The organism is Mesorhizobium sp. M7A.F.Ca.MR.245.00.0.0 (assembly GCF_003997415.1).
In the GTDB taxonomy this organism is placed as follows: Bacteria; Pseudomonadota; Alphaproteobacteria; order Rhizobiales; family Rhizobiaceae; genus Mesorhizobium.
Map to the genome: position 1 here is coordinate 1 of NZ_RZTE01000041.1, position 15449 is coordinate 15449.

Here is a 15449-nt window from a genome sequence, read left to right on the forward strand (position 1 = left end):
GTCGTAGAGCAGCGTCGAATTGACGACGCGGGTGTTGATCGAATGCAGGCTCGCCGCCGTCAGCAGGCCGGCGACCAGTGCGACGAAAGCGGAAAGCACATAGCGCAGCACCAGCATCGGCCGCACCGGAATGCCGATGTTGCGGGCGGCAACCGGATTGTCGCCGGCGAAGTAGATGTAGCGGCCCCATTTGGTGTAGCGCAGGAACAGGAAGAAGAGGAAGGCGAGGCCGGCAAAGACGAACACCTCGACCGGAATATCGAGGAAGCGCAGGCCGCCGAGCAGCTCGACCCAGTGGCCCTGCGGCACCGGCACCGCATCCTGCGTGATCAGCTGCGAGCGCACATAGCCGAAGACGAAGGAGCCTGTCGCCAGCGTCACGAAGATCGCGGGCACATCGGCATAGGCGACGAGAAAGCCGTTGAGCAGGCCGATGGCCAGCACACCGGCCAGCACATAGGCGAAGGCCAGCCCGTCCGGCGTTCCCGAATTCAGAAGTTGCAGATACCAGGCGACAGACATCGCCATGATCGCCACGGCGGAGAGGTCGATGCCGCGTCCGATGATGACGACGGCCATGCCGAGCGCAAGGATGCCCAGCACCGACACGGAGCGGACGATGGCGACGAGATTGTTGGGATCGATGAAACCCGGCAGGCCTATGGCCGCTGCAACGAACAGCACCACCGCTATGGCAAAGACAATGCCTTCCTGATTCAGGCTCCTGAAATTCGGCCAGCCGATCGTGTTCATGTCTGCGTTTGCCCCGATGGCAGCGCTGCCATCCCTGGGAAAGAACGCTAATCGGCCCAACGCCGGTTCGTCAAATGAATCCGCGCTCGGAACCCCGGCCGGCAGCGATATTTGCCAAATGGACGCATCGATTGCCGAAGCTGGCGCAATGCTCGGAAAACTCTGCACTTTTGGCAATTGCTTGCGCCATAGCCGCCACTCGCGAAAAGGCTGCACCAAGGCGAAAGGACAAGACGGAATTTATCTCCGCATCAGGCGGAAAAATCGATCTCAATTTCCCGGCGAGTGGCCGGAAACCTCCGCGCCCGCACCTGGCGGCAGCACGAGAAAACGCAACGCCGCCACCAGCCCGATGGCGCCGATCGCCAGGAAGGCGATTCGAAAATCGACAAGATCGAGCTCTGGCCGGTCCCTGGCGATCTGCGACAAATTGAGGATCGCCGCCGCCACCGCGACGCCGAACAACATCGCCACCTGCTGCAGCATCGAGGACAGCGTCGCCGCCGAGCTTCGTTGCGCCGCATCGATGTCGGCGAAGGCCAGTGTGTTGAGCGCGGTGAACTGCATCGAGCGCGACAGGCCGGCGATCAGCATCAGCGCCGCCACCAGCACCTGTGGCGTCTGCGGCGAGATCGCAGCACATGCCATAATCGCCGCCGAAGCGATCAGGCCGTTGACGACCAGCACCGACCGGAAGCCGAAACGGCGCAGCGTTGGTGTCGTCACCGTCTTCATGCCGAGATTGCCGAGGAAATAGGCCAGGATCATCAAGCCGGCATCGACGGACGAGAGGCCAAAGCCGACCTGGAACAGCAGCGGCAACAGGAACGGCGTGGCGTTGATCGCCACCCGGAAAATGGTGCCGGCGGCAAGCGTCGAGATGGCGAAGGTCAGCACCTTGAACGAGGAGAGATCGAGCAGCGGATGCGGCGCGCGCCTGAGATGCCGCACCGCCAGCCAGCCGATGACGATGCCGGCTACGACCAGCAGCACCGTCGGAAGAACGCCGTCCTCCGGGTGCGCGATGCGTTCAAGGCCATAGAGAAGCAAGGCAAGCCCCGCCGATGTCAGGAAAAAACCCGGCCAGTCGAGCGGCTTGGGGTCGGCTTCGCGATCGCCCGGAATGAAGCGGGCGACCAGCACCAACCCGACCACGCCAAGCGGGATGTTGATGAAGAAATTCCAGTGCCAGGACAGATAGGTGGTGATGAAGCCACCAAGCACCGGCCCGATCACCGGCGCAAACAGCGCCGGCCAGGTGATCAGTGCCGTGGCGTTCAGCAGCTCCGACTTCGACGCATTACGCAGTACCAGGATACGCCCGACCGGCGTCATCAGCGCGCTGCCGAGCCCTTGCACGACACGTGCGGCGACGAACTGGGTCAGGTTTTGCGAGACGCCGCAGGCAAGCGAGGCCAGGGTAAACAGGACGATCGCCAGCAGGAAGATGTTACGTGCGCCGAACCGGTCGGCGAGCCAGCCCGACAGCGGCACGAATACGGCCATGGTCAGCATGTAGACGGTGATGCCGATGCTGATCGCCACCGCCGACACGCCGAAGGAAGCCCCCATCTGCGGCAGCGAGGTCGAGATGATCGTCGAATCCAGAAACTGCATGAAGAAAGCGATGGCGACAATCAGCGCCACGCGCCGCGCATTGGTGGCCGTTTCGGATAAGGTTGCGGTCTCGGGAACGGCTGTCATGACGGAACCGGTTTGAACAGCATCTCACCGGCGGCGTCCAGAGACCTCGCAACAAACTTTCGTGTCCCGCCTTGGCCTGCTATGGGATGAACGGGGTGGCCGAGGAAAGTGTCCGCGTAACATGAAGCCCATCTACATCGACTACCTCAATGCCCTCGACATCGACGCCCTTGCCATGACTGATGGCGAAATCATTGCCGCCGTCGAGGCTGGCCTGGTGGCGCAAGGCAAGGGCCAGACGGTGGTCGAACCGCGCGTCCATCTCGAGCCGGACCCGTCCTTCCACGGCCATTTCAACGTCTTGCGCGGCTACGTCGCGCCGCTCGACACGGCCGGCGTCAAGATCGTCGGCGACTATGTCGACAATTACCTGCATGGCCTGCCTTCCGAATTCGGCATCCTCAACCTGTTCGACCCGCGCACCGGCGCGCCGCGCGCCATCCTCGACGCCACCGTCATCACCGACATGCGCACAGGCGCCGTCACCGCCATCGGCGCCAGGCATCTGGCGCGAAAGAATTCCAAAGTGCTGGCCCATATCGGCGCGCGCGGCACCGCCTACTGGAATGTCCGCCTGCTCGACCATCTCTTCGACTTCGACGAGATCCGCGTCCATTCGCGCCGCCCGGAAAGCCGCGACGGTTTTGCCGCCAAACTCTCCGCCGATCTCGGCAAGAAGGTCACTGCGGTGGCCGACTGGAAAAGCTGCATCGAGGGCGCCGACATCGTCGTCGAGGCCTCGCGGTTGCCGGAGCCGCAGCCGCTGCTCAAGACCGAATGGATCAAGCCGGGCGCACTGGTCGTGCCCTATGGCACGATGAGCGCGGTCGAACTGTCGCTGACCGACATCATGCAGAAAATGGTCGTCGACGATTGGGGCCAGTGCAAGGGCGGCAAGTTCGGCTCGCTGCGCGCCCATGTCGAGACCGGGCGGCTGAGCGAGAAGACGCTGCATGCCGAGCTCGGCCAGATTGCCGCCGGTCTGAAAGCCGGGCGCGAAAGCGACGCCGAAACGATCCTGTTCTGGCATCGCGGCCTGTCGCTGTCCGATATTGCGCTGGGCAAGGCGATGCTGGCCAAGGCCCAAGTGCAAGGCATCGGCCAGCGGCTGCGCTTCGCATGAGCGCGCTCGTCCTCACCGGAACCGGCGTCGGTATTGACGATGTCGCTGCGGTCGCCCGCGATGGGCGCAAGGTGGAGATTGGACCCGATGTCATCGGCAGGCTGGAAAAGGCACGAAAAGTGCTCGACCAAGCCGCCGCATCCGGCCAGAAGATCTATGGCCTGAACACCGGGCTCGGCGCCAATCTCGGCACCGCGGTCGACGGCGACGCCGGCGCCTTCCAGCGCCAGTTGCTTGAAGGACGCAGCGGCGCCGTCGGCGAGGTGCTGCCGGTCGAAGCCGTGCGGGCAACCATGCTTGCCCGTGCGTCGATGCTGTCGGTCGGCGGCTCCGGCCTATCGCCTTCCGTCTTCGTCGCTTTGGTCGACGCGCTCAATGCCGGCGTCCATCCCGTAATGCCGTCGCTCGGCTCGATCGGCGCCGGCGACCTGGTGTTGATGACGGCACTCGCCCGCATGCTCACTGGCGATGGCGAAGCCGACTATCAGGGCCGTCTCATGCCGGCGGCCAAGGCGCTGATGATGGCGCGCCTCGCCCCCATCAGCCTGGCGCCCAAGGACGGGCTGTCGCTGATCAACGCTTCGGCGGTGTCCGCCGGCAGCGGCGCACTTGCGGTGACGGATGCTCTGTCCGCCCTTGCCCAGCAACAGCAGGCCGGCGCGCTGACCATGGAAGGCATCGGTGCCAACCGGGCCATCCTCGACCCGCGCCTGCATATGGCGCGTCCGGCGGCAGGCCAGCAGCAAGCAGCCAAGGTGCTGCACGATCTGCTCGCCCGAGACGACGCGCCGGCGCCGACCACTTTGCAGGACCCGCTGTCGATCCGCTGCATGCCGTCGATCCATGGCGCGCTGATCGAGGCGATCGGTCAGGCGAGACAGGCTGTCGAGATCGAGCTCAACGCCGCCGCCGACAACCCGCTGGTGCTGGGCGACGACGAACTGGTGCTGTCGACCGGCAATTTCCACACCGCGTCGATAGCGCTCGCCTTCGAGACGCTCGGCCTGGCGATCGCCCAATGTGCCGCCGCAAGTGCAGCCCGCTTCATCCAGCTCACCGGTTCGGGCCGCAATGGCCTGCCTAAATATCTGTCACCGGTCGGCGGCGCCTCGGCCGGCTTCGTACCGTTGCAGAAGACGGTGACGTCGATCCTGGCCGCCATCCGCCACAAGGCCAATCCGGTGATGCTCGACTTTCTTCCGGTTTCAGAAGGCGTCGAGGATCACGCCACGCAGACACCTCTGGCAGTGGCAAAATGCGCCGGGATGATCGCGCTGTGGCGCCGCCTGATCGCCTTCGAACTGATGGCCGCCGCACAGGCCATCGACCTGCGCGACGGCTTCACATTGGCGCCACACACCGCCGCAATTCACACGGGGATACGCTCGCTCGTCCCCATGCTGAAAGAGGACCGGCCGCTCGGCATCGACGCCGAAGCGCTCTACGCCGCGCTCGCCGGCGGCAGCTGGCCGGCTGACGCGGCTTCTCAGAAGACGACGGTCTTGTGACCGTTGAGCATGACGCGGGCTTCTAGATGCAGCTTGACCGCGCGCGCCAGCACCCGGCTTTCGATGTCGCGCCCGACGGCGACGAAATCCTCAGCGCTCATCGCATGGGTGACGCGTTCGGTCTCCTGATCGATGATCGGGCCCTCGTCGAGGTCGGAGGTGACGTAATGCGCCGTCGCACCGATCAGCTTGACGCCGCGGTCGAAGGCCTGGTGATAAGGCTTGGCGCCCTTGAAGCTCGGCAGGAAGGAATGGTGGATGTTGATCGCCCGTCCGAACAGCCGGTCCGACAGGCCTTTCGAAAAAACCTGCATGTAGCGCGCCAGGATGACCAGTTCGGCCCCCGTCCGCTGCACCAGGTCCAGCAGCTTCTGTTCCTGTTCGGCCTTGTTCTCCCTGGTGGTCGGCCAATGGTGGTAGGGAATGCCCTCCAGTTCGGCGAAGCGGCGGGCATCCTCGTGGTTGGAGACGACGGCGGCAACCTCCGCGTTCAGCCAGCCGACCCTGATCTGGTACAGCAAATGGAGAAGCGCGTGGTCGAACTTGGAGACCATGACGATGATCTTCGGGCGGCGTCCCTGATCGACCAGCGCGGTCTTCATGCCGAAGCGATCGACGCTTGATTTCAGGGCCCGCTCCAGGCTGTCCCTGGTCGAGCCTGGCGGGCTGATGAAGGCTATCCGCATGAAAAAGCGATTGGTCTGCCGGTCCCAGAACTGGCTGCTTTCGGCGATGTTGGCGCCGTTCGCGGCAAGCTCCGCCGTGACGGCGGCAACGATTCCCGGCCGATCCTCGCAGGAAAGCGTGAGAATATGAACCGGCGCGGCCTCGTCCGTCGCCTCATTGCCTTGAGATTTCACGCCCTGTCGACCCTTTTCATGAACAAGCTGAGCTCAGCCGGATCCATATGCACCACATGCTTGTCTTCGGGATAGGCGAGACTGTTGACATCGGCAACATACTCCGAGAACGCGGCGATGCGCTCGGCCTGCAAACGATCATATTCGGCGGCGAAATTGCGATAGACCTTGGAATGGCGAGGCATGTGGCCCCGGGTCTGGCCGAGAATGTCGTCGGCGAACAGATATTGCGCATCGCAACCGGTGCCCGCCCCCATCGACAGCATGATCAAGGATGTGCGTTCCGAGATCGCCTTGGCCACCTCGACCGGCACGACCTCGATCTCGGCGCCGATGGCGCCTGCGGCCTCCAGTTGTTTCACCGCCGCGAAGACCTCCATGGCGGTGTCGGCGGTCTTGCCGACCGCCTTGAAGCCGCCGGTCCAGGTGGCCCGTGACGGGATCAGCCCGACATGGCCGATCACCGGGATATTGTCATCGGCCATCCGCTTGACCGTGGCGTAGCCGGCGCTGCAATAGACCGCGTCGGCGCCGGCCTTGTAGAGCCGGAAAGCCCAGCGCACGAAATCGTCCGCCGTGCCGATCTCGTAGAAATTGTCGCCTGGCATGGTGAACAGGCTGGGTGCGGCGTCCCGGTATTGCGGGTTGAGCACCAGTTCGGGCGGCACCGAGACGATGTCGACCCCTGCGCGCTCCGCGGCCTCTGCCTCGTCCATCGTCAGCACGCGCAGCATGGTCAGCTGGCGCTTGCCTTTCATGGCGCGCAAATCCGCCACCGTCGGTCTTTTTCGGCTCATCAAAAGGGTTCCCTCAGTTGCATTCGGCGGCAGGTCAGCCGATCTGGATCATCACTTTGCCAGCCTCGACCTTCACTGGATAGGTGGCGAGATTGACGCATACCGGTGCGCCTCGAGCCACGCCCGTCTTGTAGTTGAAGCGGCCATTGTGCTTGGGACATTCGATGATGTCGTCCATCACCAGCCCATCGGCCAGATGCGCCTTCTCATGCGTGCAGTATCCGTCGGTTGCGAAGTACTCGTCATCGGGACTGCGATAGATGGCGAAGGTCCGGCCGCCATGATCGAAGCGGATGACATCCTCTTCCTCGACATCGTCGACGCCGCACGCTTCAACCCAGTCGGCCATCTCTCGTCTCCTGCAACTCTATTCCGCCGCCGCCGGAACGGTCAGCGCATGGAACTCGTCCCGGTATGGCTTGGCCGTCGGCGGCAATTCACGCTTGAGAAAATAGTCCTCGTACTGAAGCTGCTTGATGAGCACCGGCCAGACCTCGCGATAGGCATGCCACATCGAAGGGTTCGGCTCGGGCAGATCGTGCTTGATCAATTCGTGGAGCCTCGGCAGCGCGTGATACGGCACCATCGGGAACATGTGATGTTCGACATGGTAGTTCATGTTCCAATAGATGAAGCGGCTGATCGGGTTCATGTAGACGGTGCGCGTGTTCAGCCGGTGGTCGGTGACATTATCGGCCAGGCCGATATGCTGCAGCAGGCCGGTCAGCACCATGTGCCAGCTGCCGTAGAGGCGCGGCAGGCCGATCAGCACCAGCGGCAGGAACGACCATAAATAGAGCGCCAGCACGATCGTCGCGACATAGATGGCGACATGCCAGCGCGCGGCTTTGACCACTTTGTGAAGCTCCATCTCGGGAATAAAGCTTTTCTCGTCGAGCGAGATGCTGCCGAACGCATTGCGCACAAGCGACGGCAGCGAATAGCGGAAATCGAGAATGCCGGTGAAGGCGAGTGCGGCGCGCAGCAGGTCCGGCGGACGCATCACCGCGATCTCGGCGTCGCGGCCGACGATGATCGTGTCGGTGTGATGGCGGGCATGGCTCCAGCGCCAGGTCACCGGGTTGCGCATCAGCATGAAACTGGCGATCTGGTAGACGGCATCGTTCATCCAGCGCGTGCGGAAGGCGGTGCCGTGGCCGCACTCGTGCCAGCGCGAGTCGCTGGACGAGCCATAGAGCACGCCATAGACGAGCAGGAACGGCACCACCCACCACGTCCCCCAGAACCAGGCGATCCCGGCGGCGGAACCCAATATGGCAGCGATCCAGATGATCGTGTCGCGGATCGCCGGCCCGTCCGAGCGTTGCATCAGCTCTTTCATCGCCTTGCGCGGCACATCGGTGTGATACCACTCGGCCGAGGCCAGCCCGGTCTCGATCGCGATGCGCGTGCTTTCCCCGACCAGGCTGTAGTCGCGCTTTTTCTCCATCACATCGACCTCCGATTTCCGGCCCGCCAGCCGGAGCATTCGTTTCGCATCATGCCCTGTCCGCCAATCCCGGAAAATTGCCCGACGGCACAGGATAATCCTGTTGCGGCTGCCTGGCGATCGACGCGATCTTTGCTTCGGCCGCGGCGATCGCGCCGGCGCCGTCGAGCACCCGGAACACCGCATCGTAAGAACGGCTTTCGCCATGCTCCAGCCAGATCATCTCGCCTCGCTCGCGCGCCGCGAGATTGCCCAAGACATGGTGTGTCGAGGGCTCTATGCCCAGCGCATACTGCCCTGCCTGGAAATTCTGCCATTGGTAGGCGCAAGGCAGCTGATCCTTGCGCGTGATCACTTCGAAGCCGAGCCCGAGCTGATCGTTGACCACCGCCACCGGCACCTCGCCATTGGCGTCCGCCGCCATCTCATGCTGCCAGACCTGCTCGCTGAAGCCCAGTCGCGGCGCCGGCACGGTGCGGTAGCCGACCTTCTGCGCCTCGTAGCGTTCGCCTGCATGGCCAGCCCAGACGACGTCGCGGATCGGCGCCAGATAGCGCGAACCCTCGTCGAGCAAGGGGTGGCTGACATTGACGTGGTAAAAATACATGTGCGGCGTGCGATTGAAGCCATGGTTGACGACGCGGTCCGACAGCCGGATCTCGTTGCCGCCGACATCGGCCTCGATACGCCGGATCAGATGCAAATCCTCGCCGAACACCGCCGATTGCTGAACGATGCCTTCGGCCCAAAGCACGCAGCGGTCGCCATCCCAGGCCTCGCCATAGCCGGTCAGCCGCGCTGGAATGGTGCCGACGCGGCCATGCAGCGAATGGATCACGGTCTTCTTGCCCGGGTAGTTGTAGCTATCGGCAGGCACCTCTTCGCGGCCCAATATGTGGTCGAGGCCGCAGGTGACAAGCAGGCCTGAAAACGAGCGCGCCCAGGCGAGTCCCCCTTCCCCCTCATAATCGTGCAGGCCGGGGTGGCGAAAACCGCTCGGCGAATGCCAGCCGATCGCCTGGCCCTTGAAGTCGCAATCGGCGATATCGAGCGCCCGGTCGACCAGCGTCGTGAAGCGCAGCCCCGTGCCGGTACGGAACTCCAGCATGCGGATGCCGCGTTCCACCCCATCGCCAAGCGTCATCAGCCGCACGCCGGCAAATTGCGCCAGCATGCCCGAACGTTCCGACACCTGCCGGCGCGAAAGCGTCTTGCCGTAGAGTTCTACCATGTGACGGCCAACTTCTTCACTTCGCTCTCGTCTCTTTCAGCAGGGCCGACATATCGGCGCCGGTGATGATGCTCTCCACCGTCAGGAGATCGGTATCGGCAACCGTCTGCTCGGCGACGATCTCGCCGCGGCGCATGACGATGATGCGGTCGGCGACCTGGAACACGTGGTGGATGTTGTGGGTGATCAAAAGCACGGAATGACCGGCGTCGCGCACCTCCTTGACGAAGCGCAGCACGCCATGGGTTTCCTCGACACCGAGATTGTTGGTCGGCTCGTCGAGGATGATGACCTTGGCGGCGAACTGCATGGCGCGAGAAATCGCGATCGACTGCCGCTCGCCACCCGACAGCGTCGAGACCAGCGCATCGGCGTCGAGTTTTTTCGAGATGCCGACGCGCTTCAACAGCGCCGACGCCGCATCGCGCAATTTGGCGAAATCGAGCGGCGCGAACACGCCCAGCCATTTCAGCTTGACCGGTTCGCGCCCAAGGAAAAGATTGCGCGCAATGCTGAGATCCGGCGCCAGAGACGTATCCTGGTGGATGGTCTCGATGCCGAGGTCCATCGCATCGCGCGTCGAGCGGATCGAGACCTTCTCGCCGCGCACATAGATGTCGCCACGGTCGATCGGAAACACACCGGAAATCGCCTTGATCAGCGTCGATTTGCCGGCGCCATTGTCGCCGAGCAAGGCCACCACCTCGCCCTCCTTGAGGGCAAAGGACGCATTCTTCAGCGCCCGAACGCTGCCGAAGGATTTTTGCAGATTCTGCAGCCGGAGAACTTCCATGATCAGCCCCTTGCAGCGTTCTTCTGCAGCAAAGCGTGCAGGATGAGCATGGCGAGGATGATGAGGCCGACGAAGATGTTGTAGGCGAGGCCCGGCACGCCGATCAGCACGATGCCGTTGCGGATCGCGCGCAGCATCAGCGCGCCCACGATGGTGCCGAGGATCGTGCCGCGCCCGCCGGTCAGCGCCGTGCCGCCGACCACCACCATGGCGATCACTTCGAGCTCATAGCCGGTGCCGGCCACCGGTGAGGCGGCCGAGATGCGGAAGGCGCTGATCATGCCGGCCAGTCCCGCAAGGACCGAAGTCAGGATGAACAGCCACACCTTGACGGCGTCCGCCGGCACGCCGCGCGCCACCGCCGCGTTCCGGTTGGAGCCGATGGCGCTGATCCAGTTGCCGAGCTTGGCATAGCGCAGCACGTAGATCGCCAGCAGCGAGAGACCGATGAACCACCACAGCGAGGTGTAGAACCGGAACGACCCGACATTGAAGCTGCCGGCCAGCAGCGTGACGAAAAAGCCTGGCTGGTCCCAGGATTTCAGCGGAAAGCCCTGCGTGATGTAGAGCGCCGCCCCGCGCACCACGAGCAGCATGGACAGCGTGACCAGGAAGGACGAAATGCCGATCTTGGTGACGATCAGCCCGTTGATGGCGCCGATGGCGATGCACAGCAGAAGCCCGGCCAGAAGCGCGATGCCGATATCGACGCCTCCGTTCTGCACCAGAAGCATGACGACGACCGGCGCCAGCCCGAACACGGCACCAACCGACAGGTCGAATTCGCCCGCCGTCAGAAGCAGCGTCATGCCGAGCGCGATAATGCCGAGCTCGGGGAGGAACGCCATCATGTTGGAGATGTTGAGCGGCGACAGGAAATTGGCATCGGCGATGGCGAACACCGCGAGCAGGACAATGAGGATGACGAGCGAGGAGAATTGCGGCGAGCGCATAAGGCTCGATCTACGTTTCCCGACAGGCATTTCGTCTTCTGCGGCGATCATCATGACTGCTTGAACCATGCTTTGAAATGGTGCCCGCGGCCTGCGCCGCGGGCACCGGTTTTCACTTCGTGTCGTAGAGTTTCAGGATCGGTTCGACGCTCGAGGCGTCGTAGAGGCTGAAAGTATGGATGTCGTAGCCGATCGGTTCGCCCGACGCGGCGAGCCCGAGCAGCGCCACCGGCATGAAGCCTTGCGCAGACGGGAACTGCCAGGCGGCCGCGTTGACGAAGCCGGACTTCACGGCTTCCGCGGTTTCCTTCGAATTGCCCCAGCCGACGACCGGGATCTTGCCGGCCGGCACACCGGCGCCGTCGAACACCCGCTTGACGCTGGCCGCGACGGAATCGCCGAGCGCGATGATCGCCGGCGGATTGTTGGCCACCATATAGTCGGTCATCTTGGCAATGATGCCGGCCGGGTCGGTGCCGCAATCGACCACATCATATTTGATCCCCAACGGATCGAAGACGCTGGCGATGCCTTCGGTCTCCAGCTGCTGATAGCTGGCGCCAGGCACTTCCACCGGCAGGAACACCTTGTCGCCCTGCTTCACCATCTTGTGGTCGACAAGATACTTGGCCCAGATGACCCCCGCCTCCTTGAGATCGGCGCCGACATAGGCCTGCCGTCCGGTCGCCGGATCGTCTGTGTTGAAGAACACGATCGGGATCCCGGCCGCCTTGGCAGCCTTCACTTCCTCGGTCCACAGGCCCGGCTGGGCCGAGGTGGTGGCGATGCCGTCGGGCTTGGCCGCAAGCGCGGAATTGAAGGCCTCCTTCTGCGCCGCCATGTCGCCGCCGCTGAAGGAGATCTTGCAGGTCACCTTGAGCTGGTCGCAGGCTTTGGTCGCGCCGGCATTCCAGTCCAGCCAGAACGCATCCGACGGACCGCCATGCGACAGCAGATAGAACGTCTTCTGGCCATCCTGCGCCATTGCCGGCGAGGCGAATGCGATGCCCGCGAACACAGTCGCGGCCGCTGCCAGTTTCAATCCGAATTTCAACACTGCAATTCCTCCCTTGTTGTTGCTTCCAAGCCGGATGCACCGCCGGCAAAGGGCGGCGCACAGCTGGTCAGAGACCGTTGGCGCGGAACTTGTCGTCGAGAAATTTCTTGGCCCTCGGCACGTCGTCTTCCGAAAGGTGTTCGATGATCACCGGGATGTTCGGGTTCTTCTGCGACAGGCGCTGCAGATAGAGGTCGTAGTTCAGCGAGCCGGTGCCCGGCGCGTTGAGGACCATCTCGCCAACGCCGCGGAAGGTGTGCGAGGCCAGCGCGTCGTCATCGCCGATGTCCGCATGCTTCTCGCTCTTGTCGTCGCCGGCTCGTGCGACATCCTTGGCATGCGCGATCTTGACCTTGTCGGCCAGCGTGTCGAACACCTGGTTCAGCACCTTGTCCATCTGGTCGATGTTGTGGCTTTCGAAGTAGTTGGTCGGATCCATCAGCAGGCCGAGGCCCGGATGGTCGACCTGCGCGAACATCCTCACCGTTTCCTCGACCGAGCCGACGACATTGTTGACGTAGGTTTCGAGCAGGAACATTGAGCCGTGGTCATAGGCTTCCTGCGCCAGTTCGGAGATCACCTTGCGGCACATCTCAAAACCCTCTTCGGACTTGTTCTTGGGATCGCTCATCCACTCGCTCTCGGTGTTGTAGGTACCGGTCTCCGAGATCACGTAAGGACTGCCGAGCTGGCGGGCGTTGCGGATGATTTCCTTCAGCCGATCGACATTCGCCTTGCGGTGCGCGAGGTCGGGATGAATGACATTGGTGTAGCCCGAGATGCAGCAGATCGGCAGGTCGTGGGCACGGAACGTGTCGCGAACCTTCTTGGCCTTATCCTTGGTGATCTGGCCGGCCGACAGGTCGATATCCTTGAAATGAAGGTCGAGCTGCACGGTGTTGAAACCGTGGCCACGGATCTTCTTCGCCGTCTCTTCGAGGCCGTACGGGAAATAGCCCGTGAAAATACCTGCCTGCATCATAGTGTGAATTCCTCCCTGTAAGCGATTCAGTTGTCTGGTGTTTCAGTTGCGGTGATCAGGTAGCGATTTCGGAAAGCTTGACCGTGCGGCCCTCGTCGATCGAGCGATAACCCGCCTCGACCAGCGCCATGGTCTTGACGTTGTCGGCGACCGACAGCGCCGGCGGCGTGCCGGTCTTCACCGCATGCTGGAGCTGCTCCATCACGCCGATAAAGGCATGCGGGAACCACATCGTGTCCCAGCTCGGGCTGACCCATTCGCCGCCGGTCGTCTCGGTCGAGGCGTAAGTCAGCGTCGAGGCAGCGCCCGTAGGCCAGCCAATGGTGCCCTTCGCGACCCCCTTGCTGCCGTCGACGCGCCAGTTGATGTGCTGGTCGTCCTTATAGCCATCCTGGCGCGGACCGGACCAGACATCCTCCAGCGACACGGCGAGCACACCGGACGGAAAGCGCAGCGTCGACACCGTAATGCCGTCCGAGTGGTCGAATGTCGTGCGCGGATCCTTGCGTGTCAGCGTGGTGATTTCGTCGGGGTCGCCGAACAGGAAGCGCAGCACGTCGAGATGATGCACGCTCATATTGGCGAGCGTCAGCCGGTCATAGTCCTCGAGGAAGCTCTGCCAGTGCGGGATGGCGTGCATGTCGATCTGCGCGAAGACGATGTCGCCCAGCGCGCCGCTGTCGATGATCTGCTTCAAGACGCGCATCGACTGGTCGTAGCGCATGTTCTGATTGACCGAGAGGATCTTGCCGGCCTTGGCCGCCTCGTCGCGCAGCTTGACCGCTTCCTCGACCGACAAGGCCAACGGCTTCTGCGCCAGGATCGCCTTGATGTGCTTCTGCTTCAGCGCGTGACGGATCAGCGCCGGCTGCAGGTCGGGCGGGAAAGCAAGATCGATGATCTCGACATTCTCGTCCTCGATCAGTTTTTCAGGCGTGTCGTGGACCGTGGGGATGCTCCAGCGCGTCGCCACCTTCTCGGCGCTGGCCCTGGTGCGCGAGGCGATCGCCACCACCGGGAATCCAGCTTCCTTGTAGGCGGCGAGATGGCACTCGGCCATGATCATGCCGGCGCCGACGCAGCCGATCTTGTATTCCTTCGTGCGGACCTTCACGTCCGGCTCGAAGCCCTTGTTTGCCATCTCTTCCTCCCGAAACTCTTTCCTTGCGGCGGCCGTCATCGTGCCAACGCTCCGCCGCTCTGTTCGAAATAATGCACTCTGGCCGGCTCGCAGGATATCGCCACCATGGCATCCGGCCGGATGTCGGGCTGGCCGCGCAGCAATGCCTTCAGCCGCGCCTGCCCGGCAGAGAGCGTCACCACGGTATAGCCGCCAAGCGGCTCGACCTCGAACACTCGCGCCGGGCGGCCCGGGCCCCCATCCGCCCACGGTCTAACCTTGATGTCTTCCGGCCTCAGGCCGATCTCCACTGCGTCGGCGGGCGCTGTCTTGTCTTCGATGCGGATCGTGCCTTCAGCCGCTTCGACACCGCCCTCGCCGCGCGCCGATCTGAGGATGTTCATCATCGGCGAACCAAGCAGCCTTGCCACATAGGTGCTGGCCGGGCGGTCGTAAATCTCCGCCGGCGTACCGATCTGCCTGATCTTGCCGTCCTCCAGGATGGCGATGCGATCGGCGACCGACATCGCCTCTTCCTGGTCATGCGTGACGTAGATCAGCGTCTTGCCAAGTTCGCGCTGGATGCGCTTCAGCTCGACGCGCGTTTCCTCGCGCAGCCTGGCGTCGAGCGCCGAGATCGGATCGTCCATCAGATAGGCATTGGGATCGCGCACCAGAGCCCGCGCGATCGCCACGCGCTGCCGCTCCCCGCCCGAAAGCTGTCCTGGCGGCTTGTGCAGGATATGGCCGATATGCAGCTTCGCCGCGACGTCGGTGACCCGCCGCTTGATCTCGGTCTCGGCGACCCGGCGTTCGACCAGGGGAAAGCGGACATTTTCGAGCGCGCTCATATGCGGGAACAGCGCCAGGTTCTGGAACACCATCGCCACGTTGCGCTCGGCCGGCGACATCGCGTTGACCGGCCTGCCTCCGATCAGGATTTCGCCGGTGTCAGGTGTCTCCAGCCCGAGCACCAGGCGCAGGATCGTCGACTTGCCCGACAGCGGCGGTCCGAAGAAGCAGAAGAACTCATTGTCGTTGACGGTGAACGAGGCGTCGTCGACGGCGAGTGTATTGCCGTAGCGTTTGGTCAGGTTACGGAAGACGATATCAGCCAT

15 protein-coding genes are annotated in these 15449 nt (G+C 63.3%); 2 read left to right on the plus strand and 13 right to left on the minus strand.

The annotated features are described in order from the left end of the window. The coding region (locus EOB80_RS28005) for an ABC transporter permease (RefSeq protein WP_145968317.1) at positions 1 to 753 on the minus strand (753 nt) is incomplete at its 3' end. A gap of 270 nt (positions 754 to 1023) precedes the next feature. After that, positions 1024 to 2457 carry a DHA2 family efflux MFS transporter permease subunit gene (locus EOB80_RS28010; protein WP_127331028.1) on the minus strand — a complete coding sequence of 478 codons (1434 nt, stop codon included), beginning with the start codon at positions 2455 to 2457 and terminating at the stop codon, positions 1024 to 1026. A 121-nt stretch (positions 2458 to 2578) separates the two neighbouring features. Here EOB80_RS28010 and EOB80_RS28015 point away from each other — a divergent pair, with 121 nt between their 5' ends. Both EOB80_RS28015 and hutH read left to right on the plus strand, forming a co-directional pair. Further along, positions 2579 to 3580, plus strand: coding sequence for an ornithine cyclodeaminase family protein (locus tag EOB80_RS28015; protein ID WP_127331030.1), 1002 nt, complete (start codon positions 2579 to 2581; stop codon positions 3578 to 3580). Further along, the gene (gene hutH / locus EOB80_RS28020) at positions 3577 to 5088 is read left to right on the plus strand and encodes a histidine ammonia-lyase (RefSeq protein ID WP_127331032.1); all 1512 of its coding nucleotides are present in this window, start codon (positions 3577 to 3579) and stop codon (positions 5086 to 5088) included. The genes EOB80_RS28015 and hutH overlap by 4 nt, the downstream gene beginning before the upstream one ends. Here the strand turns inward: hutH and purU are convergent. From purU to EOB80_RS28075, 11 genes are all read right to left on the minus strand, one after another. Continuing rightward, complete coding sequence (gene purU, locus EOB80_RS28025; protein WP_127331034.1) at positions 5067 to 5948, minus strand: formyltetrahydrofolate deformylase; 882 nt, start codon at positions 5946 to 5948, stop codon at positions 5067 to 5069. The two genes, hutH and purU, sit on opposite strands and share 22 nt — an antisense overlap. Then, entirely contained in the window at positions 5945 to 6745 is an 801-nt protein-coding gene (locus tag EOB80_RS28030) for a 3-methyl-2-oxobutanoate hydroxymethyltransferase (protein ID WP_127322432.1), read from the minus strand. The genes purU and EOB80_RS28030 overlap by 4 nt, the downstream gene beginning before the upstream one ends. A 34-nt stretch (positions 6746 to 6779) precedes the next feature. Next, a complete protein-coding gene (locus EOB80_RS28035) occupies positions 6780 to 7094 on the minus strand; it encodes a MocE family 2Fe-2S type ferredoxin (RefSeq protein WP_013530832.1) in 315 nt (104 codons plus the stop codon). Positions 7095 to 7112: 18 nt separating this feature from the next. Next, entirely contained in the window at positions 7113 to 8195 is a 1083-nt protein-coding gene (locus EOB80_RS28040) for a fatty acid desaturase family protein (RefSeq protein WP_245466468.1), read from the minus strand. Positions 8196 to 8244: 49 nt separating this feature from the next. Beyond that, a complete protein-coding gene (locus EOB80_RS28045) occupies positions 8245 to 9426 on the minus strand; it encodes an aldose 1-epimerase family protein (RefSeq protein ID WP_127331038.1) in 1182 nt (393 codons plus the stop codon). A gap of 16 nt (positions 9427 to 9442) precedes the next feature. Continuing rightward, positions 9443 to 10225: an ATP-binding cassette domain-containing protein gene (locus EOB80_RS28050; RefSeq protein ID WP_164761550.1), complete on the minus strand. Its 783-nt coding sequence runs from the start codon at positions 10223 to 10225 to the stop codon at positions 9443 to 9445. Next, positions 10222 to 11202, minus strand: a complete 981-nt coding sequence (locus EOB80_RS28055; protein ID WP_245465924.1) for an ABC transporter permease — start codon at positions 11200 to 11202, stop codon at positions 10222 to 10224. The genes EOB80_RS28050 and EOB80_RS28055 overlap by 4 nt, the downstream gene beginning before the upstream one ends. 82 nt (positions 11203 to 11284) lie before the next feature. Continuing rightward, on the minus strand, positions 11285 to 12229 hold the full coding sequence (locus tag EOB80_RS28060) for a substrate-binding domain-containing protein (RefSeq protein WP_127267574.1): 945 nt from the start codon (positions 12227 to 12229) through the stop codon (positions 11285 to 11287). A 67-nt stretch (positions 12230 to 12296) separates the two neighbouring features. Next, positions 12297 to 13211: a sugar phosphate isomerase/epimerase gene (locus tag EOB80_RS28065; RefSeq protein ID WP_127317901.1), complete on the minus strand. Its 915-nt coding sequence runs from the start codon at positions 13209 to 13211 to the stop codon at positions 12297 to 12299. Between the two features lie 55 nt (positions 13212 to 13266). Further along, positions 13267 to 14352: a Gfo/Idh/MocA family oxidoreductase gene (locus EOB80_RS28070; protein WP_127331040.1), complete on the minus strand. Its 1086-nt coding sequence runs from the start codon at positions 14350 to 14352 to the stop codon at positions 13267 to 13269. A gap of 35 nt (positions 14353 to 14387) precedes the next feature. Beyond that, positions 14388 to 15449: an ABC transporter ATP-binding protein gene (locus EOB80_RS28075; protein WP_127331042.1), complete on the minus strand. Its 1062-nt coding sequence runs from the start codon at positions 15447 to 15449 to the stop codon at positions 14388 to 14390.